16 protein-coding genes are annotated in these 20,959 nt (G+C 34.3%); 15 read left to right on the top strand and 1 reads right to left on the bottom strand.

Annotated elements, in window-relative coordinates; translation table 11 throughout:
* The coding region (locus F606_RS23890) for a transposase family protein (RefSeq protein ID WP_026329235.1) at window positions 1-189 on the bottom strand (189 nt) is incomplete at its 3' end.
* 373 nt (window positions 190-562) lie between these two features.
* On the opposite strand from F606_RS23890, the gene F606_RS22180 reads away from it, so the two are divergent.
* The 15 genes from F606_RS22180 (at window position 563) to rfbG (ending at window position 20,958) form a co-directional block, all read left to right on the top strand.
* Window positions 563-3,133 carry a CDP-glycerol glycerophosphotransferase family protein gene (locus tag F606_RS22180; protein WP_019552573.1) on the top strand — a complete coding sequence of 857 codons (2,571 nt, stop codon included), beginning with the start codon at window positions 563-565 and terminating at the stop codon, window positions 3,131-3,133.
* Complete coding sequence (locus F606_RS0103935; RefSeq protein WP_019552572.1) at window positions 3,134-4,465, top strand: metallophosphoesterase family protein; 1,332 nt, start codon at window positions 3,134-3,136, stop codon at window positions 4,463-4,465.
* Window positions 4,462-5,814, top strand: a complete 1,353-nt coding sequence (locus tag F606_RS0103930; protein WP_019552571.1) for a Gfo/Idh/MocA family oxidoreductase — start codon at window positions 4,462-4,464, stop codon at window positions 5,812-5,814. Before F606_RS0103935 ends, F606_RS0103930 begins: the two co-directional genes overlap by 4 nt.
* Before the next feature lie 16 nt (window positions 5,815-5,830).
* Complete coding sequence (locus F606_RS0103925; RefSeq protein WP_019552570.1) at window positions 5,831-6,601, top strand: glycerophosphodiester phosphodiesterase; 771 nt, start codon at window positions 5,831-5,833, stop codon at window positions 6,599-6,601.
* A gap of 21 nt (window positions 6,602-6,622) precedes the next feature.
* On the top strand, window positions 6,623-7,432 hold the full coding sequence (locus F606_RS0103920) for a LicD family protein (protein ID WP_019552569.1): 810 nt from the start codon (window positions 6,623-6,625) through the stop codon (window positions 7,430-7,432).
* Window positions 7,433-7,459: 27 nt separating this feature from the next.
* Window positions 7,460-8,419, top strand: coding sequence for a glycosyltransferase family 2 protein (locus F606_RS22175; RefSeq protein WP_019552568.1), 960 nt, complete (start codon window positions 7,460-7,462; stop codon window positions 8,417-8,419).
* Between the two features lie 16 nt (window positions 8,420-8,435).
* Complete coding sequence (locus tag F606_RS0103910; RefSeq protein WP_019552567.1) at window positions 8,436-9,590, top strand: radical SAM protein; 1,155 nt, start codon at window positions 8,436-8,438, stop codon at window positions 9,588-9,590.
* Window positions 9,591-9,628: 38 nt separating this feature from the next.
* Window positions 9,629-10,540, top strand: a complete 912-nt coding sequence (locus tag F606_RS0103905) for a glycyl-radical enzyme activating protein (protein ID WP_019552566.1) — start codon at window positions 9,629-9,631, stop codon at window positions 10,538-10,540.
* Window positions 10,541-11,157: 617 nt separating this feature from the next.
* Window positions 11,158-11,532, top strand: a complete 375-nt coding sequence (locus F606_RS0103900) for a hypothetical protein (protein WP_019552565.1) — start codon at window positions 11,158-11,160, stop codon at window positions 11,530-11,532.
* A gap of 16 nt (window positions 11,533-11,548) precedes the next feature.
* A complete protein-coding gene (locus tag F606_RS0103895; protein ID WP_019552564.1) occupies window positions 11,549-13,867 on the top strand; it encodes a pyruvate formate lyase family protein in 2,319 nt (772 codons plus the stop codon).
* A 29-nt stretch (window positions 13,868-13,896) separates the two neighbouring features.
* Window positions 13,897-14,949, top strand: a complete 1,053-nt coding sequence (locus F606_RS22170; RefSeq protein ID WP_019552563.1) for an FkbM family methyltransferase — start codon at window positions 13,897-13,899, stop codon at window positions 14,947-14,949.
* 40 nt (window positions 14,950-14,989) lie between these two features.
* Entirely contained in the window at window positions 14,990-17,029 is a 2,040-nt protein-coding gene (locus tag F606_RS0103885) for a rhamnan synthesis F family protein (RefSeq protein ID WP_019552562.1), read from the top strand.
* An 18-nt stretch (window positions 17,030-17,047) separates the two neighbouring features.
* Window positions 17,048-19,108: a rhamnan synthesis F family protein gene (locus F606_RS0103880; RefSeq protein ID WP_019552561.1), complete on the top strand. Its 2,061-nt coding sequence runs from the start codon at window positions 17,048-17,050 to the stop codon at window positions 19,106-19,108.
* An 18-nt stretch (window positions 19,109-19,126) separates the two neighbouring features.
* Window positions 19,127-19,903 carry a glucose-1-phosphate cytidylyltransferase gene (gene rfbF / locus F606_RS0103875; RefSeq protein WP_019552560.1) on the top strand — a complete coding sequence of 259 codons (777 nt, stop codon included), beginning with the start codon at window positions 19,127-19,129 and terminating at the stop codon, window positions 19,901-19,903.
* A gap of 2 nt (window positions 19,904-19,905) precedes the next feature.
* A complete protein-coding gene (gene rfbG / locus F606_RS0103870) occupies window positions 19,906-20,958 on the top strand; it encodes a CDP-glucose 4,6-dehydratase (protein ID WP_033368174.1) in 1,053 nt (350 codons plus the stop codon).
* Window position 20,959: the final 1 nt, after the last annotated feature.

The raw sequence follows: 20,959 nt of genomic DNA, 5'->3' as shown, positions 1-20,959 counted from the left end.
TTTATGTAATAAAGGAAGATGTTTTATTTTTTGAAGGCGATAATCATGAACTTTTTGCGTCTGCTGCCCACAGGATGGGCATATGTGGAGTTTACGTGGCAATTGAACCGTCAGTGAATTTTCTGTAACATTTATAATAGAAAGGTCTTTCAAGTCTAAGAAAAGTGTAGTAAACTGAATATCGAGCATAAGTGATAACCCCTTTCGGTTAGTGTTGTGGTAACTTTAATTGTAAATGAGTTATTCACTTTATGCTCTATTTTTATGCAAAAAAAATATGTTGGAATAAGCAATTTATTTTTTGCTTACCCCAACATTTATTATAGAACCAATATTAAAGCGAATGCGATAGTGAACGGCACATCGTATTCGCTTTGATTTTGTAAATTCATAAAATTGATTTGAGAGAGAAAATAATTTAAGTTTTTCGTGGATTTTTACGATATAATATAAGTATATTTAAAATTTAAACTGAAATTTATAGTGGAAAAATCATCTTTTATAGTAGATAGACTATAATTTATATTTTATGGAAGATACAAACAAACGAGGCGGTTAAAATATGAGGAAAATTGTACAAAAGCAGATTATGGATATGATTCCCGCTATATGGGGTGGCGTGCAATACATTCAAACAGCAGAGTCGAGTCGTGTGTTGCAAGTATTAGACGATTGCTTGCTTGCAATGGAAACGTTGCAGGAATCGTTTCGCTCGGGGCTATCGCCACAACGGTTTCTGTATTATAAACAATATTATGATCAAGTTGTTTTGGCAATGAAACAGCTAAAAGATATAGGCGATATCGAAAATGAGATTCTTGGTATTTATAATGGACTAGATAAAATGCTAACCGATGTCACCAATGAAGCAGAAGTAAAAGTGGAAATTTTGTTTTTACCTTATAAGGCATCGATGTGGGACAGCTTAGAAAGTATTTGGTTGACCGCTAAAGATGATGCAAAGTGTGATGCGTATGTGATGCCAATTCCTTATTGTGATCGAAATCCAGATGGATCACCAGCCACATGGCATTGTGAAGCAGATCTTTTCCCGGAATATGTACTGGTTATTGATTTTAATCAATATGATATTGCCAAGCGGAAACCAGATGCGATTTATATACATAATCCATATGACGAATATAATCGGGTAACGTCGGTAGATCCTAAATATTATTCAAGTGAGTTAAAGAAACATACAGACATGCTCGTGTATGTGCCTTATTTTGTTTTGAGCAAAAGGTGGCCGGAAGGACAGACCCAATTGGCATGCTACTTTAATATGGACAAAATGATTGTGCAAAAAGATCAAATGCAGGTGGCACCGATGGGCGGTAGCCAGTTAATGGAACAGGATATAAAGTATTTGAGTGATTATATTCCTAAAGAAAAACTGGTGCCATTGGGGTCTCCCAAGGCAGATAAAGTCTTTTTTTGTGAAAAGCATAAGCGAATACCAAAAGAATGGCAAAATGTTATAAAAGGGAAAAAGATAATTTTATATAATGTTAGTATATCAGGGCTTTTACAGTTTGGTGAGCGAGCATTGCATAAGCTGAAATATATTTTTGATTGCTTTGCCAGACGCGAAGATATTGTACTACTTTTCAGACCCCATCCGTTGCTTGAATCTACAATGAAGTCGATGCGGATGGATTTATATAAGTCTTATAAAGATTTAGAACAAGAATTTTTGGCAAAGCGCATAGGTATATTAGATAAAACACCAGATATCAATATGGCGGTAGCAATTGCCGACGCCTACTTAGGAGAATCAAGTTCTTCGGTTATTAATTTATTTGGCGTTGCAGGCAAACCCATTTTTTTCACCGATGATATGATGCTTTGGAATGAGCCGACACTAGAGGAAAAGGCATCTATCGCATTTCATTATATGCACATAGAAAGAGACGAGGTATGGTTTGTTGCTGAAGGATATAATGCTTTGTGTCGGATGAATATTTATTCTGGGGAAATCAAACCTTTATTGCAATTTGAAACTTTTCCTGTCAACGGAGGGTTATATACTCATTTTGTTAAGATTGAAGACAAAATTTATTTTTCACCGATGAATGCGAAGTCTATTTATGAATATGATGTTAGTTCGGGAATATCTAAAACGACGGCATTAAAAAAAGCATTAGAATGGGGAAACTTTGGCCGTAGTATATCATATAAAAAACACTTATTTATGATTCCATGTAGGTATCCGGCGATTTTGTCATATGATATAAATACAGGTGAATGCATATATTATACAAAATGTATAAAGGAACTTTTGCCATATCAACATGCCCAACATGAAGAGCTTTTGGGATGGGAATGTATAATAGAAAATCGTCTTTTACTTCCAGCTTTACAAGTTAATAAAATCATAGAGTTTGATATGGAAACACGAGACTATCATATTTATGATCTTCCAGGAGAAAATGTGGATTGCTGGAGGATAATAGAGGCAGAAGTTGATTTGGATACGTATTGGTTGATTCCTTGGAAAACCAAGTGCATACGAAAATGGAATCGAAAAACAAATACTTGCGAATTTTATGATATCTATCCGACAGAATATAGTTGTATGCAGAATTGGGATAATGGTCAAATGTATCAATTTAGCGGAGCAACCAAAGTAAATGGTGCAATATGGCTATTTCCACGTTATGGCAATATGGTTTTACGGTTTGACACGAAAAGTGGAAAAATCGAAAAAGTGGATATAGGTCTGTCTTATTCTATTTCTGATCGCAAAACAAATTTTTATATGCAGCAAGATAATTTTTTCAATGCTGTAACATATGGGGATAATAAAATTTTAGCTTTGTCAGCTTATGATCGTAGTTTAGTGATATTTGATACAATAACGAGAACCTGCAGGTTACAACCATGTCGATTGTCAGCAGAAAAGATGGAGATGCTTTCGACACCAATGACAAAATCTTTTGGAGCGATTGGTCAAGATGTTCCTTATGCAACGAATGAAAATCACCTTTGGCGAAATGTTACCAGTTTTATAGAATATGTTCTTCACGAGGATCATGATAAAATCAAGCAAAAGGCGGCATTTGCAGAAAACATTGTAAATGCAGATGGAAATTGTGGAAAAAAAGTACATCAATATATTATGGAGCAAATATAAATGAATAGGGTAAAATTTACTGTCAAAGCAGGTGTCACGATTTATGCCTCAACGGGAAGAACAGGGAACAATCAACCGGATCGAATGTCTAGTTGCTATTTTTATTTGACAGCAAAAGGAAGTCGAATTGTGCTACTTAATAAAAAATATTATTTTAATGTAGCAACATATACACTTGATTTTGATGAAAAATATCGGCACAGCTATGACTATGCACCGGAAGAGAGTTGGACGACGTATGCTGGTGACCTTGGTGGAGATACATATCGTCAGAAAGAATATGTGTTTCAAGATAGCCGATACTTTCGTATATGCTTAAAACGTGTAGATGGTAAGATCTTTTCTGCACAGGAAGCAGATGCTATAAACGATATCATCTGTTTTTATTCAACGGCTCAGCAAGAAAAAAAACCGCGACCGTGTTTCCAGAAAGAAATAGAGGATACCGTAGAATCTATAAAGGACTTAAAAAAAGAAAATTCATTGGTTTTGGCCGTACTCTCAGACACACACTATACCGTGAATGGTACGTGGGAAGATACGGTAGCAAATCTTCAAACGGTGCATTGGCGAGCTGGCTTTGACGGTGTGGTTCATCTTGGTGATTTGACGGATGGCATGGTACCTCGTGAAATCACTTACACGTATGTGAGAAACATATTGGATGATTTAAGAAAAATGGCTGTGCCCCTTCATGTCGTGTTAGGAAATCATGATGCAAACTATTTTGCCGGTAATCCCGATGTAATGACTATTTCTGAACAAGTGTATCTTTATCAGAGCGATCGCGAACGTTATAGAATGAATATGGAATATCCTTATTATTTTGTGGATTACAAAAAACAGCATGTACGTTGCTTTTTTCTAAGTGCTTATGAAAATACAGAGAAACTTCGTTACGGTTTTGATTTAGTACAAATCGAATGGTTGCGAAAAACGCTGCAAAATACACCAGTAGAAACTGTAATCGTGCTTTTTGCGCATATGGCACCTTTGGCAAAATTGGATTATTGGGCATCTGCGATACGCAATGGGGATTTGCTGATAGATGTCATGGAGAAGCACCAAAAACAATATAATAATATTTTGGCATACATTCATGGACACACGCATGCGGACTATATTTTTCAGGGAAGCGCAATTCCTATTGTTTCTATTGGTTGTGCAAAATGTGAAGACATGCAGGAAAAAAAACCGATAGGCACGTTTACACCAAAGAGGGAACTGCACGAAACAAGTCAGGATTTATGGGATGCACTTATCATCAAAGGCGGAGAAAAGCAATTGCAATTTGTTCGTTTTGGAGCAGGAAAGGATCGAGTGGTGGGATGAAGGATGATAAATTTATAAAAAAAGTAATCACGTATGGATCGTTTGATTTATTTCATGAGGGTCATTATAGTCTATTGCAGCGGGCGAAGGCACTTGGTGATTATTTAATCGTTGGTGTAACAACCGAACATTTTGATGAAAATCGTGGAAAACTTAATGTGATAGACTCTTTGATGGAACGTATTGAAAATGTAAAAAAGACTGGGTTTGCAGATGAGGTTATTATTGAAGATCATGTTGGACAAAAAGTGGAAGATATACAGAAATACCAAATTGATACGTTTGCGATCGGTTCAGATTGGCTAGGAAATTTCGATTATTTGAAAGATCTCTGTGACGTGGTTTATTTAGACCGGACAAAAGGAATTTCAAGTACGATGCGACGAGAACAAAATTATAAAATTATTCGACTGGGGATGGTCGGGTCAGGACGTATCGCCCAACGTTTTATCCCAGAGGCAAAATATGTAAGCGGCTTGAATGTCGAAGGGGTTTATAATCCGAATATTGAAAGTGCCGAGAATTTTGCCAAGCAGCACAGTCTCGATTTTGCTACGGACAATGAAGAAGAATTATATGAAAAAGTGGATGCTGTTAATATTGCTTCACCCCATAAAACGCATTATGGTTATATAAAAAATGCCTTGTTACATGGAAAACATGTTTTATGTGAAAAACCGATGGTATTAGAAAAAGCACAGGCCGAAGAATTATTTGATTTGGCGAAAAAACAAAAATGCATTCTCATGGAAGGCATAAAAACAGCTTATATACCTGGATTTATTCGCTTGTTAAGTCTTGCAAAAAGTGGTGTAATTGGTGAAATATACGATGTAGAATCTTGTTTTACTCGTTTAACTGCAGCACATTTGAGAGAAATGATTGATATAGAAAATGGTGGCAGCTTTACTGAGTTTGGCAGTTATACGGTATTGGCAATTATTAAATTGCTTGGGACTGATTTTCACGATATTCGCTTTGACAGCTTTACGGCTGAGAATGGCATTGATACGTATACAAAGGCGTATTTCAAATATGATAAAAGTATTGCAACGTCCAAAACGGGACTTACGGTAAAGTCGGATGGACATTTGTTGATTTCAGGAACCAAAGGATACATTATGGTGGAAGCACCGTGGTGGAAAACAAAGTCTTTTGAAATTTGTTACGAAGATTTTAATCAAAATGAAAAGGTGTTTACGAAATTTTTAGGTGATGGGCTAAGATATGAATTGAGTGATTTTGTTTCGACAATCAATGGGTACCGACATGATGAATTTAAATTAAGTAAAAGAGAATCTATTGCTTTAGCAGAAGTTATGGAAAAATTTTTAGCAAATAGAAAATAGATGGAGTATTATTATTATGAAGAAACCACAAGTATGGGCACACCGTGGTGCATCTGGTTGGGATACACAGTATGCACCGGAAAATACGATGAAAGCATTTCAAAAAGCTTGGGATATGAAGGCTGATGGAATCGAATTTGATGTGCAACTTACTCAAGACGGTGAAATTGTAATTGTGCATGATGAACGTATTGACAGGGTCAGTGATCAGCACGGGTGGGTTAAAGATTTTTCATTGCAGGAATTGAAACAAATGAATTTTGGTCAAGTGCATCCAGAATATGGTTTTACCGAAATTCCAACGCTGACGGAATTGTTTTACTGGATGCAAAATAATAAATTGACAATGAATATAGAATTGAAAACGGGATTGATATATTATCCTTGTTTAGAAGAAAAAACGCTAGAGTTAGTAAGGCAGTTTGGCTTGGAAAACCGGGTATTATATTCATCATTTAATCATTATTCATTAAAACGAATAAAAGAAATTAATCCGCAAGCAGAAATCGGCCTTTTATGTGGTGAGGATTTTATTGATATTCCTCATTATCCAGCGAATTTACAGGCGACAGCGATTCACCCCCCAGTCAGCATTGCAAAAAAAACAGGATTCATTGAAAAATGTCATGTAGCAGGACTGAGTGTCAATGTCTGGACTGTCGATGTAAAGACCGATATGAAATGGATGTGTGAAGCCGGAGTAGATGCTATTTTTACGGACTGCCCGGATCATGCAAGGAAGATTGCTGATGGAGATTATAGTATTATTCCTTTCCGAGTTAAATGATAAAGATTAGGTGGGAAGATATTGATTGAGATAGATGATAAGACAATTAGAAAATTGCAATTGGTTCAACTCGACATGTTGAGTGAAGTTGACCGAATCTGTAAAAAATGTGGTATACAATACAATATTATTGCGGGAACTTTGTTAGGTGCTGTACGCCATGGTGGCTATATTCCATGGGATGATGATGCTGATGTGGCTTTTTTACGTTCAGAATATGAAAAATTTCGGACGGCTTGTGAGATAGAATTAGATGAAGAACGATTCTATTTTCAAGATCATAGAAACACAGAAGGCTATCGTTGGGGATATGGGAAGTTAAGACGAAAAAATACACTCTTTCTTCGGGAACATCAAGAACATATGCCTTATGAGCAAGGTGTATTTATTGATGTTTTTCCCCTTGATGGAGTGCCGGATAATTACTTAAAGCGTTGTTGGCATAATTTTCATTGCTTTTGTATTCGTAAAGCATTATGGTCTGAAGTTGGTAGAATAGCTGATAAAAGCTTTTTTATGCGTAAATGTTATGCTTTATTAAGTGAAATTCCACGAAACATAATTTTTAACCATTATGATAAGTTTGTAGTATGTTGTAATGAAGAAACAACAAAAATGGTTCGTATTTTGTTGTTTCCCACACCAAATGCAGAATATGGCTATTATCGAAAATGGTATAAAGAGAGTATTGATATAAAATTCGAAAAATATGTATTTCGAGGAATAAAAGATTATCAGGAGTATTTGAGCTTTAAGTTTGGTGATTTTATGAAATTCCCCCCAATTGAAAATCGAAAAGTACATCCTGTGTCAGATTTGAAACTATTATAAAATATTTTAAAAGTAAGGATACTTGTAATGAATAGCAAAATTTCAATTATTATTCCTGTTTATAATACAGTTTTATATTTGAGGAAATGTTTACAAAGTATATGTAAACAAACTTATAAAAATTTAGAAATCATATGTATAGATGATGGCTCTTTTGATGGAAGTGAAGAAATTGTTGATGAATTTGCTGCAAGAGACAAGAGACTGATTGCTATTCATAAAAAAAATGGCGGGGAAAGTAACGCTAGAAATTGTGGATTGAGAATGTGTACAGGAGATTATGTCACATTTGTAGATTGTGATGATTGGATTGAACCTGAGATGTATATGACTTTAATAACTGCATTAGAGCAATATAGAGTAGATATGGTAGCTGCCGGATATTATATCGATACGGATACAGTCAGCCGAAGAGCTATTAATAATTTGTCTGTTGCCACAAATGTCTTTGGACGGCATCGGTTAATGGAGTATGTATATCGTCGGGATGATTATAGGGGATTTACAGGTTATATTTGGTGTAAAATTTATAAAAGAGAAATTTTGCAGAATAAAAATAAAGAGTGGATTTTATTTGATGACAAGTTAAAGATAGGTGGAGATATATTGTATTTTTCTGAAGTGATATTGAATACACACAGAACCATATATATCGACCAATCCTTTTATCATTATTATCAGCGTGAAACCTCGACCTATCATTCGGAAGATGAGGTGCTGTGGGGCGATATACTGCGTACCTATCAGATAGTTATTGAAAATTTTACAAAGAAGCAGATAAAAGACGATATCCTTGTTTGGATTAAAAGGTTTTTGGTTTATCGTTCAGAGTTGGTGGCCGAGATGGCCTATCGTAATAAAAACCAAGGAGTTTTGCAATATAGTACAGATTTGATGCGGGAATATCAGAAAGAATATTTGCAGACAAATCAGCAGTATTCGGAACGAATTCGGCAATATTATACGATATTAGATTATAAACTTTGATGTGGGGTGCAATGGGATGAAATGGACAAAGCAAGGACATGAATTTGATGCTGTATATAAAACGATGCAGGAAAAAATGGAGTTTTATTTCTTTGGTGCAGGAGATTATGGAAAACAGTTTATCAATATTATGAGTAAAGAAATAACCATCAAAGGCTTTATCGATAACAATCGACAAAAGCATGGGGAAGTCTTTGTAGGGTATAACTGCGAATCGTTGGATGCGATAGACTTTACCCCAAAAAAGACAGGTATCGTGATTACGGTATCTCAAATTCAGCGCGGTGCAATTACTAAACAACTACAGGCTAATGGGTATGTACATAATCAAGATTTTTTCATAATTGAAGAGTTTTTATCGATATATTTTGTTTATAAATATAATCAAGTATACTTTTCGTCTATATCTTTTTTACCAAGTACAGCATGCAACCTCAAATGCAGGGCTTGCCTAAACTTTAATCCTTATGCGAAGCAGTTTTATGTGAGAGAATGGAAGGATATAAAAAAAGATATAGACTTGTTTTTTCAATGTGTAGACAAAATTATGTTATTCCATGTAAGTGGTGGAGAGCCAATGCTTTATAAGGGGATTGCAGAGATTATCGAATATATTGATCATAATTATGGAGATCGTATCGATACGTTGCGTACGGTTACGAATGGCACGATTGTTCCGGACGATAGTGTACTAGAACGATTGAGTAAGTGTAAAGTTGAAATTACGGTAGATGACTATCGTGAAGCGGTTCCGCAATATAGTGGGGATTTTTCAAAACTGATTGAAAAACTACAAAAATATCAAATACGGTATTATATCAACAAAACAGCTGAATGGATAGATTTAGCTCCTGATAAAACAGATTTTTCTCATTGGAGTGAAGAGCAATTACAAAAACATTTTGATGAATGTTGTCAAGCATGGCAGGAACTTCGTGATGGAAGGCTTCACAGTTGTAATTATGATGCTTATGCGACTGTGGCTGGTATAAATCCCGAGCCGGATGAAGAGATATTTGATCTGAATAATTTTAATGATAACCGTAAAAAAGAAATTGTAGAGTTTCGCTTAGGTTATAATGGCAAAGGTTATACGAATTTTTGCAAGAAATGCAGGGGATTTAGTGAGAAAAATCAGTATAAAGGCAAACCAGCGAAACAAATGGAGTAAAAAATTAATGTAATTGAAATTTGATTTGGAGTAAAATAATGAAAGCAGAGATAGGAAAAATTCAACATTTCAATGTTCACGATGGAAGGGGGATTCGGACGATTGTATTCTTTCAAGGGTGTGCCCTTAATTGTGCTTGGTGTCAGAATCCAGAATACATAGAAAGAAGACCAGTTCTAATGTATAACGATAGTCTATGTGTTGGTTGTGGTGCTTGTATTTCTGTATGTAAAGATAAGGCTATAAAAATAGATAGTGCAAAAGCTATTATAGATTGGGAGAAATGCAATAGTTGTTTTCAATGTGTAAAACAATGTTATTTTTCTGCTCGTACCTATAGTTCATCTCTTAATTCAGTTGAAGACGTATTTTATGAACTTATGAAGGATGAATGCTTTTATGAGAAATCTGGTGGCGGTGTTACTTTTAGTGGCGGAGAAGCTTTGTTACAAATTGATTTTTGCTTAAATTTAGCATCTAGGCTAAAAGAAAAAAACATATCTTTGAATATTGAAACAGCAGGTTTTGTACCATGGGAGAATATTGAACGAATAATTCAGTATACAGATGTTTTTTTGTATGATATAAAGCTTATTGATAGAAAGAAAAGTAAAAAATACTTAGGTACAGATAGCTTAATTATGCTGAATAATTTGAGACAATTAGTCAAGAAACATTCAAAAATAGTTATACGGATACCATTAATTCCAGGCGTTAATGATGATGATGAATTTGAAAAAATCATATCTTTTATAAATACATTAGATGCAATAAAAACAGTGCATATATTGCCGTTTCATCAGATCGGGTCTGGAAAATACAGAATGATTGGTAAAAAATATAGTATGATGAATGTTATGGAAAATAATAAATATAATATAGAAAAATGTAGGCGTATGATGTCGCGTTTCATAAAAGATGTAGACGTAGGAGGCAGTAATTTCATTTAGTCAAGAGATACACGTGACAAACAAACTCCAATCACTTAACAAAGAGCAAGCTTAACTAAGTTACAAGAAATATGGAAAAATTAAGATGCTTGAGGCAATGCAGACGAATTAATAATAGTAGTTTTAAAGTTTAGTTAATAGTCTTATCTTTTGCCTTAAATATATTTTTGTGGCATATCAATTTTGTCAAGAATAGCTTTTTTACATTTTCTGTTACAATCTGGATTTACGGAAACACATAATGAGGTGTTTTTATGACACTATAAGTGTTCAGCCTTTGATTTTATTGGATACTCAAGAAAGTTTCATCATGTGTTGAGGAGAATGTGGGCTAAAAATATGTTCATACTTGGTTTTCTGAATAAAAGTAAGATAAGCCAGTGACTGTTATACCACATAATTAACAAGACTTAATGACTATGAATATAGAGGATTTCAAAGAACTACTTATTTGTGATTGAAAGATCGAACTTACACTGGTTTATTTTTATAATGTTTTAAACTCTAGGGTAATCAGTGCATCTTTTTATAAGAGAATTTTAACAAATGATGGATTTCGCACATCATTTTTAATAATTATTTGTGTCGTAAGCGGTAGTGATGCAATGGAGGTTCTTATGAAGAATAACAATGTAGAGGATATTCTAAAAGAAAATCAGATACTCATTTATGGGGGAAAGGTCATTGCTGAGGCGATATTTAAATGGTTAAGGAATATGAACCCCGATATACAAATTATTGGATTTGCAGTTAGTAGTAAAAAAGAAAATCTTGAGGATATCTGTGGATTACCCATTAAGTTACTAGAAGAATATGCTGAGAATGTAGAATGTCCAGTGATTATTGCTTGTGGAAAAGAATTCCATAAAGAAATTAAAGAAAGCTTACTGAAGAAGGGTTATAAAACTGTTTATAAAGTTGATAATATCGTTTGGAATACAGTATGTAGCAATTTACTAAAGCGAGAATTAAGATTGTTACTGAATCGATAGTGTGGAGGAATTCTTTATGAATATTTTAACGGATAGGTTAAAACGATTAAAATTACGTTTACATGAAATTGATTATAAGCAGGAAAAAAAACCTTATTTTTATGGTATAGATATATTAAAAGAAAAGGAAGGTTCTTTTTTAAAAAAAGAGAGTATTGTTGTTCGTAAAGCATATGCTGTGAAATATATTGCTGAGCATTTGCCGGTACATATAAAAGATGACGAGTTAGTTGTAGGTTGTCCAGACATAAATTCAGAGACCATAGGAAAATGTGTACCGAAGTACCTAACTCAAGAAGAACGAGAATTATTTGCTAAATATTATTACATGAATGAACTGACCATATATGGTCATCATCCGCCTGGGTATGAAAAAATAATTCAAAAGGGAATTGTTGGGTTAAAAAAAGATGTTCAGAAAAAACTATTACAATTAGCATATAAAGAACCGAGTAATGTCGAAATGTTGGACGAATACAGGGCTATGTTAATATCTTTAGATTCTGTAGTTATTTATGCCAAGCGGTATGCAGATCAGATTTTGAAAGTAGCTTTTTCGTGCGAGGACGAACGAAGAAAGAATGAACTGTTACATATGTATCAGATATGTAACAGCGTGCCGTTTTATCCTGCAACAAGTTTGCAAGAAGCTGTACAGGCATTTTGGTTTACTTATACAATATTGAATTCTGCGGGCGAGCTTATCCCGTTAGGCCGCATTGATCAATACTTTTATAATTATTATAAAAATGATTTGCACTTAGGAAAAATAAATCAGGAAATGGCAATGGATATTATGGGATCTTTTTTGATTAAGCTTAATGAAAAGGTCGTTGTAGATGTCCAGCATAACAAAATGAAGTGCTATGATTATCAGTTTAAGGAAACTGAGTATGTATATAATCCATTAGAAAATCAGAATTCAGAGCATAATTATTGTTTTGGACAAGCTGCTAATCATACTTTGATGACAGCTGTTGTCGGTGGAGTTGGACCAGATGGTCATGATGCAACAAATGAGCTATCTTATATGATAATAGAATTGGTCTTCCAAATGAACTTATTATTACCTATTTTAGGGGCGCGTATACATACTGAGACTTCTGATAAATTTCTAGAACTTTTGGCGAAGGTTTTATCAGATAGTCAAGGCGAACCTATTATTTATAATGATAAAAATATTATAGAAGGGTATGTTAGATTAGGCGTGCCATTAGAAGATGCGAGAAATTATTCATCAGATGGATGTTGGGAAACTTTAATTCCGGGGAAAACCAATTTTTTTCATTTAGATGTATATTTATTGCTTTGTCTAGAACATGTTTTTAATAGGGGGAAAAGCCTTAAAAAAGGTATAATAGGAGGTGGAGATAAGAGTAGTGAATATGGAATCGATTTAGGAGTGCTAAGTGCATTTAAAACATTTGAAATGTTTTATTTGGCATTAAAGAAACAAATGTATTATCAGATGGATTTTTTATTTGATTCAGCCAAAGGAATGTTTGGCATGAATGCTCTTTCAGCTCCAGATCCGCTTTTTTCGGCTATTACCGACGATTGTATTGAGACGGGGCAGGATGTATATGCTGGTGGAGCGAGATACAATATAAGAATGTTGGTTTTAGCTGGATTAGCAGATACTGTTGATGCGCTTAATGCGATAAAAAGAGTTGTATATGATGAGAAAATGATATCTTTAGAAGAATTAAATAACGCTTTGCATGCGAATTGGCAAGGCTACGAGCGAATTCGGGCTTATATATTAAATAAAATTCCTAAATTTGGTAACGATACGCATGCGGATGACATCGCCGAAAGACTGATAAGAGATTTTTCTGTAAAATTGAAAAAAATTAGAGAATTGGATCAGGGTTTCATGTGGACTGGTGGAATAGGTACTTTTTTTGGGTATGCACAAATTGGCAGAAATATATCTGCATCTGCAAATGGCCGTTATAATTTTGAACCTATAGCGCCAAATTATTCACCTGTACCGGGATTTGATAAAAATGGGCCGACCTCTATTATTAAGAGTATAACGAAACCGGATTTAAAAGAACTTTTCGGGGGGACGCCCGTAGATATCTCTCTTAATAAGAATGAGATAAGTGGGGAAAGTGGGCGAAAAAGATTAATGTCATTAATAAAATCTTTTTGTGCTCTAGGCGGGGATATTATGACAATTACCTCTGCGAGTGTAGATGAATTAAAAGATGCGAAGCTACATCCTGAAAAATATCAAAATTTACGGGTAAGAATTGGAGGTCTTTCAGCTTATTTTATTTCACTTTCCCCTGCACAGCAAGATACGATTATTAGTCGTTTTGGTAAATAAACATTGAAATAGAGAGGATACTGGTAACTATGCAATCATATTTAGATGTAATAGGGTCAACATATGCAAAAATGCAGGATAATATATCACGTGAGCTTTATGCAAATCGTTTGTTATATAATTTAACTGGTGATAGAAAATATATGAGCAAAATTTTTAAAAATATGGATGAGGTAAAGAGCTTTTACGCTAGTTTATCTAAGCATAAAAATCAGGTTAAAATTCTTTTTGGCGCAGGATATTGGGGGAAAGCGGTCAGAAATTTCTTCCCTGATATTCAGTGGTATTGCTATGCAGATAATAAATTGGGTGAGGGAAAAATTGTCGATGGATTAAAGGTTATTTCATATGAAGAACTAAGTTCTTCATATAAAGATGCATTTATCGTAGTTTCTACGCGGTTGTATTATCGTGAAATAGAAAAACAATTATTGACAGGAGGGTTCAAAAAAGAAAATATATTATTATTGGGAGAAATTGTAGATCGTTTGTTTGAAAAGCAATATTTTGATTTGCCTGCTATGCCACACGATGAAAATGAAGTTTTTGTAGATGCCGGTGGTTTTGACGGCAAGACTGCACTGCGGTTTTGTGAATGGGCTGATGGTCAATATAAACAAGTATATGTTTTTGAACCAAATGAGTTTTTGCATGATACCTGTAAGGTTAATTTATCGATGCAAAGAAATTGTAATTTGATTACAAAAGGTTTGTGGAATAAAACGACAACTTTGGAATTTGTTGCAGATATAGTGGTTGAAGGAGCTTCGAGGTTTACTGGAGGAGAGGTAGTGTCTAAGAGGGGGGGGACATGTGTTCCAGTAACATCCTTAGATGAATGTTTAAAGGATGAAAAAATTACGTTTATAAAATTTGACATTGAAGGATCTGAGCTGAAAGCTCTAGAAGGGGCTGAACAGATTATTCGGGGAATGAAACCTAAACTGGCAATATGTATGTACCATAAAAAGGAAGATCTATGGGAGATTCCTGCAATTTTATTGAAGTATAATCCAGAATATAAATTTTATATGAGGCATTATTCGCTTAACAATGCTGAGACTGTATTATATGCATTTTAAGTTAAGAAAATGTTGATTACCACAGTGGGAGGGATTGCTTATGAGTACAAAAAGAATAGCTATATTCCAAATGTACGATAAGGACGGAATTATCGATAATTATATAATATATTTATTGAAAGAGATTCGTACTGTGGCAAACAGACTTGTTGTTGTATGTAATGGAGAAATAAAACCCGAGTACATTGAGCGTATAAAAATTTATACGGATGATATTTATATGCGAGGTGATTTAGGGGGAGATGCAGGCGCATATAAAGAGGCATTAAATCAGTTTATTGGATGGAATAATATTTATGGTTATGATGAGTTGATTTTAAGTAATGATACATATTATGGACCTTTTGAAAAATTCAAAAAAATATTTGGAGACATGCAAAGCAGGTCAGAGTTGGATTTTTGGGGAATTACGAAAATGTCTGAGACCGATAATGTGGATTTTGGTTATATACCCAAACATTTGCAAGCATATTTTGTCGTAGTTCGAAAAAGATTACTGCATAGTAGTATATTTAAAGGATTTTGGGAAAGAGATATAGGGAAATCTAATATATATAAGGATGCTGTTTCAAATTTTGAACATGCTTTTACGGTGGAATTTGAGAAAGCCGGATATCAATGGAATGCTTATGTGAATATGGATATATATGATTCAGCACGAAAAAAAAATAATTTTCCCCATTATTTTTTCCGTAATGGCGAATTGATATATCGGTATCATTGTCCGACTTTGAAAAGAAAAGTATTTACCTGTGATGATAGGATATTTCAATATTCTGGACATGAGGATTTAAGAAAATCTATAGAATATATTGATAAGAAAACTAATTATGATGTGAATATGATTTGGGAAAACCTTTTGCGTGTATATAATGTAGTTGATTTGAAAGAGTCTTTGCATTTGAATTATATTTTACCGATAAATAGATTATCAAGTCCTATGAAATCTGATGATAAAGTAATCATTTTTAATATGATCTATCAAGAGCAAGTTGAGCAAAATTTTACAAATTATGTTGCCACATTATCAAATGATACGCCTATTATTATTGTAATTAGAGATGGAGAGGATGCATCTCTGCTAAAAGAAAGATGTTTAGCAACGGGAAAAAAACAATATAATATTGTTATCTATAATGGAAAAAGTATTTTAGGATGGATTTCAGGACAAGCAAAAATATTGAGTAAATATAAATATATCTGTATAGTGAATGACTATAGAGCAGAAAAAAAAGAATCCATTTTAATAGGAGAAACATTTAAATGTAATAACTGGAATAATTTAATACAAAATGATGACTATATAGAAAATGTTATTGAATTATTTGAGAAAAATTCTAAAATGGGGTTTTTAGCTCCTCCAGAACCTTATCATGCACATTTTTTTGCAGAGCTAGGGGATACTTGGGTGGGCTGTTTTGATGAGACAAAAGTATTGTCTCAAAACTTAGGATTGAACTGTAATCTTTCAATAGTAAAAAACACCTTTGGCTATGCAGGGTCATTTTGGTGCCGAACAGAAATTTTGACAGCACTATTTAAGAAAAAATTTAGTATTGACCAGTGGCTGGAAAGTAAGTGCAAGGATACGAGACGGAAGGCACTATATAGGATTTTAATTTATATGTCACAGAGTGCAGGATTTTATTCAGCAACGGTTGAGACCACAGAATATGCATCGGTAGCAAATGTGGATTTACAATATTTATTGCAAAAATTAGTTACTAGAGCGCAAGTAGAGTTTGGCCACAGCGGTTTTGTAAGTTTTACAAATACATGGCGTGATAAACAAATGATAGAATTTGCTAGAAGGCATAAAAAACTTTATATTTATGGTGCTGGTGATTATGGGATGCGAGCTTATCGAATCTTAACTGACCAAAAAATAAAAGTAGATGGCTTTTTGATATCTGATGGACATAAAATAGTAGATACCGATACTGGCATATCCATACAGTATATATCTGAAATTAAATTTACAGACGACATAGGAGTTATCATAGCTGTTATAGAATTAGTGCAAGGTGTATTGCTACAAGAAGCGCGAAAGTATAATTGTAGTCACATATTTCCTATGTAAAAATGGAGAGGTATGAATATGAATCGATTATGTATATTTCAAATGTATGATAAAGATGGGATTGTTGATAGGTATGTACTATATTTATTAGCGGAACTACGTAGTGTGTCTAATCGATTAGTTGTTGTATATAATGGCATGATAAAAGCTGAATATGAGAGTATGTTGAAGAAATATGCTGACAATGTATATATAAGAGCTGATTTAGGTGGAGATGCAGGAGCTTATAAGGAAGCTTTAAATAAGTTTATAGGATGGGAAAATGTTTATAAATATGATGAGCTTATTTTGAGTAATGATACTTATTATGGGCCGTTTGTTCATTGGAGTAATATATTCTCGGCAATGGAGAAAAAATCGGAGTTGGATTATTGGGGTTTGACAAAAATGTCAGAGACAGATGATACTAATCGGTCTGAAATGGTCCATGGATGGTTTTCATATATTCCACGTCATATACAGGCATACTTTGTTGTAGTGCGGAAAAATTTATTGTGTAGTAATATTTTTAGGGATTTTTGGAATAAAAATAATTTAGGAATAGCTGGTAGCTATAAGACTGCCGTAGCCGATTTTGAATTTGCATTTACAAGTGATTTTGAAAAAGCAGGTTATAAATGGGGTACATATGTGGGTGATACAAAGTATGATTCTAGTTGTAAAAACAACAATTTTCCTCAATGCACATTGCATGCAGGGGAGTTGATTTATCGATATCAGTGTCCTGTTTTGAAAAAAAAAGCATTTATGCAAATAGATGATATTTTTTTGCATTCAGGGCATGAAGATTTGCGTCGGGGAATGGAGTATATTGTTAAAGAAACGGATTATGATGTGAATATGATTTGGGAAAATCTTTTGCGTGTATATAACGTCGTTGATTTAAGAGAGTCTTTGCATTTGAATTATATTTTGCCGATAGATAAATCATCAACTGATATGAAATCTGATGATAAAGTAATCATTTTTAATATGCCGTATCAGGAGCAAATAGAGAAAAACTTTACAGATTATGTTGCCATATTATCAAATGATACGCCTATTATTATCGTAGTTAGAGATGGAGCGGAGGCAGCACTGCTAAAAGAAAAATGTTTAGCGACAGGAAAAAAGCAATATAATATTGTTGTTTATAATGGGAACTGTTTTTTTGAATGGATTTCAGGGCAAGAAAAGATATTGAACCAATATAAATATATCTGTGTAGTGAATGATTATAGAGTAGAAAAAAGAGAATCAATTTTAATAGAAGAAACGTTTAAATGTAATACATGGAATAATTTAATACAAAATGATGATTATATAGAAAATGTTATTGAATTGTTTAACGGGAATTCTAAAATGGGATTGTTAGCTCCGTCAGAAGCTTACCATGCGCGTTTTTTTGCAGAGCTAGGTGATACATGGTCGGGCTGTTTTGGTGAGACAAAAGTATTGTCTAAAAAACTAGGCTTGAAATGTAATCTTTCAATAGTAAAAAGCACCTTTGGTTATGCAGGGTCATTTTGGTGCAGGACAGAAATTTTGACTGCACTGTTTAAAAAAAATTTTAATATCGAGCAGTGGGTGACCACTGAGTTTGAGGAAGCGAGGCGAAAGGCACTATATAGAATTTTAATTTATATGGCACAGAGTGCAGGTTTTTATTCAGCAACGCTTGAGACAGCAGAATATGCATCGGTAGCCAATGTGGATTTGCAATATTTATTGCAAAAATTAGTTAACAGAGCGCAAGTAGAGTTTGGTTCTAGAGAATTTGTAAGTTTTATCAATGCATGGCGTGATAAACAAATGATAGAATTTGCTAGAAAACATAAAAAAATTTATATTTATGGTGCTGGTGATTATGGAACTGGAATATGTGAGATTTTGCAAAAAGCTGGTGTCTATGTAAATGGATTTTTGATATCTAATGGACAAAAAAAACTATCTATTAAATGGCCTATATCTATAGAGTATATATCTGATATGAATTTTATAGATAATATAGGAATTATTATAGCTGTTAAGCAATCATCGCAAGCGTTCCTTTTGCAAGAGGCACAAAAGCATGGGTGTAAGCATATATTTTGCATATGAATTTTAGGGGGTACTATTATGAAAGCAGTTATTTTAGCAGGTGGCTTTGGTACGCGTATTAGTGAGGAATCGGTGATTCGGCCAAAGCCGATGATTGAAATTGGTGGTCGACCTATTCTTTGGCATATTATGAAGATATATTCGTATTATGGAATAACAGATTTTATTATTTGTCTTGGATATAAAGGGTATTACATTAAAGAATATTTTGCAAATTATTATTTGCATGAGTCAGATATTACGTTTGATTTTAGAGAGGGAAACCAGCAGATTATACATACACATCATGCAGAGCCATGGCGTGTTACCTTAGTTGATACGGGATATGAGACAATGACTGGTGGTAGACTGAAACGTGTAAAAGACTATATAGGAAATGAAACGTTCATGATGACTTACGGGGATGGTGTCAGCGATATTAATATTACAAAATTGCTGGAATACCATCGAGAAAATAGAAAGAAAGTGACAGTCACAGCAATCAGACCGGCAGGCCGGTATGGTGCGTTGAGTATCCATGAACAAAGTAATATAGTAAATGCATTTCAAGAAAAACCATTAGGAGATGGTGGATGTGTTAGCGGTGGCTTTTTTGTATTTGAACCAGATGTTTTTGGTTATATTACCGGCGATGATACTTATTTAGAACGTGAACCGTTGGAACGCATGGTAAAAGAGAATGAAATGATTGCATATAATCACCTTGGATTTTGGCAATCTATGGATACGATGAGAGATAAGAAGTTGCTGGAGGAACTTTGGAATAAGGGAAAAGCTCCATGGAAGGTCTGGTAAATATGGTAGATAAATCTTTTTGGCGAGGGAAAAAAGTACTGGTTACTGGTCATACTGGTTTTAAAGGGTCATGGTTATCTTTGTGGCTTCATTCGCTTCAAGCTGAGGTGTACGGCTATGCCTTAGAAATGCCTAAAACGCCGAATATGTTTGCCGAATGTCATTTAGAAGATATTTTGCATAATCAATATGGGGATATCCGTAATCAAGAGTCTGTTTCGGCATATATGCGGAAGTGTGAGCCAGAAATTATTTTTCATTTGGCTGCCCAACCATTAGTGCGTGAATCGTATCGTTACCCATTAGAAACTTATGCAACCAATGTTATGGGGACTGTTAATATATTGGAAGCTGCAAGAAAGTGCCCATCTGTTAAATCTATTGTTATTATTACAACCGATAAATGTTATGAAAATAAGGAATGGATATGGGGATATAGGGAATCGGACCCCCTTGGCGGTTATGATCCATATGCATCAAGTAAGGCTTGCGCAGAGTTGGTTGCGCAGTCTTATCGCTTGTCTTTTTTTCAGGAAAATAAAATATTTTTGGCAACAGCGCGAGCAGGAAATGTTATTGGTGGTGGTGATTGGGCGAAGGATCGTCTGATTCCAGATTGTATTCGTGCGATTCAAAATCATCGGGAAATTATTTTGCGCAATCCAGAGGCAATTCGACCATGGCAATTTGTATTGGAACCGTTGAAAGGCTATTTGATGTTGGCTGAGAAATTGTATATGGAAGGCACTCCATGGGCAGAGGCTTGGAATTTTGGTCCGGAGCGGAGTGCACAGCGTATGGTGGAAGAGGTCGTAAAACTTGTATGTGATTTTACTGGTGGAAAGTATAAAGTGGAAGTTAAAGATAATTTACACGAAAATCGGAATTTAGAACTGGACATATCCAAGGCTAGTAGTATATTGCATTGGGAACCTTCGCTCGAATTGGAGCAGGCGGTAAAAATGACGGTGGCTTGGTATAACGCGTGGATAGAACAAAAGACAGATATGAGAGAAATTTCTTTGCAGCAAATTAATGAATTTCAAGGAGTATGAT

Source organism: Propionispira raffinosivorans DSM 20765 (assembly GCF_000381065.1).
Classification (GTDB): domain Bacteria; phylum Bacillota; class Negativicutes; order Selenomonadales; family Selenomonadaceae; genus Propionispira; species Propionispira raffinosivorans.
Note: the sequence above shows the minus strand (reverse complement) of the source record. Positions and strands in the feature narration are given on the sequence as shown.

Coding starts and splice junctions, on each gene's coding strand:
- F606_RS22180 (WP_019552573.1), top strand. CDS start 563: ATGAGGAAAATTGTACAAAAGCAGATTATGGATATGATTCCCGCTATA.
- F606_RS0103935 (WP_019552572.1), top strand. CDS start 3,134: ATGAATAGGGTAAAATTTACTGTCAAAGCAGGTGTCACGATTTATGCC.
- F606_RS0103930 (WP_019552571.1), top strand. CDS start 4,462: ATGAAGGATGATAAATTTATAAAAAAAGTAATCACGTATGGATCGTTT.
- F606_RS0103925 (WP_019552570.1), top strand. CDS start 5,831: ATGAAGAAACCACAAGTATGGGCACACCGTGGTGCATCTGGTTGGGAT.
- F606_RS22175 (WP_019552568.1), top strand. CDS start 7,460: ATGAATAGCAAAATTTCAATTATTATTCCTGTTTATAATACAGTTTTA.
- F606_RS0103910 (WP_019552567.1), top strand. CDS start 8,436: ATGAAATGGACAAAGCAAGGACATGAATTTGATGCTGTATATAAAACG.
- F606_RS0103905 (WP_019552566.1), top strand. CDS start 9,629: ATGAAAGCAGAGATAGGAAAAATTCAACATTTCAATGTTCACGATGGA.
- F606_RS0103900 (WP_019552565.1), top strand. CDS start 11,158: ATGAAGAATAACAATGTAGAGGATATTCTAAAAGAAAATCAGATACTC.
- F606_RS0103895 (WP_019552564.1), top strand. CDS start 11,549: ATGAATATTTTAACGGATAGGTTAAAACGATTAAAATTACGTTTACAT.
- F606_RS22170 (WP_019552563.1), top strand. CDS start 13,897: ATGCAATCATATTTAGATGTAATAGGGTCAACATATGCAAAAATGCAG.
- F606_RS0103885 (WP_019552562.1), top strand. CDS start 14,990: ATGAGTACAAAAAGAATAGCTATATTCCAAATGTACGATAAGGACGGA.
- F606_RS0103880 (WP_019552561.1), top strand. CDS start 17,048: ATGAATCGATTATGTATATTTCAAATGTATGATAAAGATGGGATTGTT.
- rfbF (WP_019552560.1), top strand. CDS start 19,127: ATGAAAGCAGTTATTTTAGCAGGTGGCTTTGGTACGCGTATTAGTGAG.
- rfbG (WP_033368174.1), top strand. CDS start 19,906: ATGGTAGATAAATCTTTTTGGCGAGGGAAAAAAGTACTGGTTACTGGT.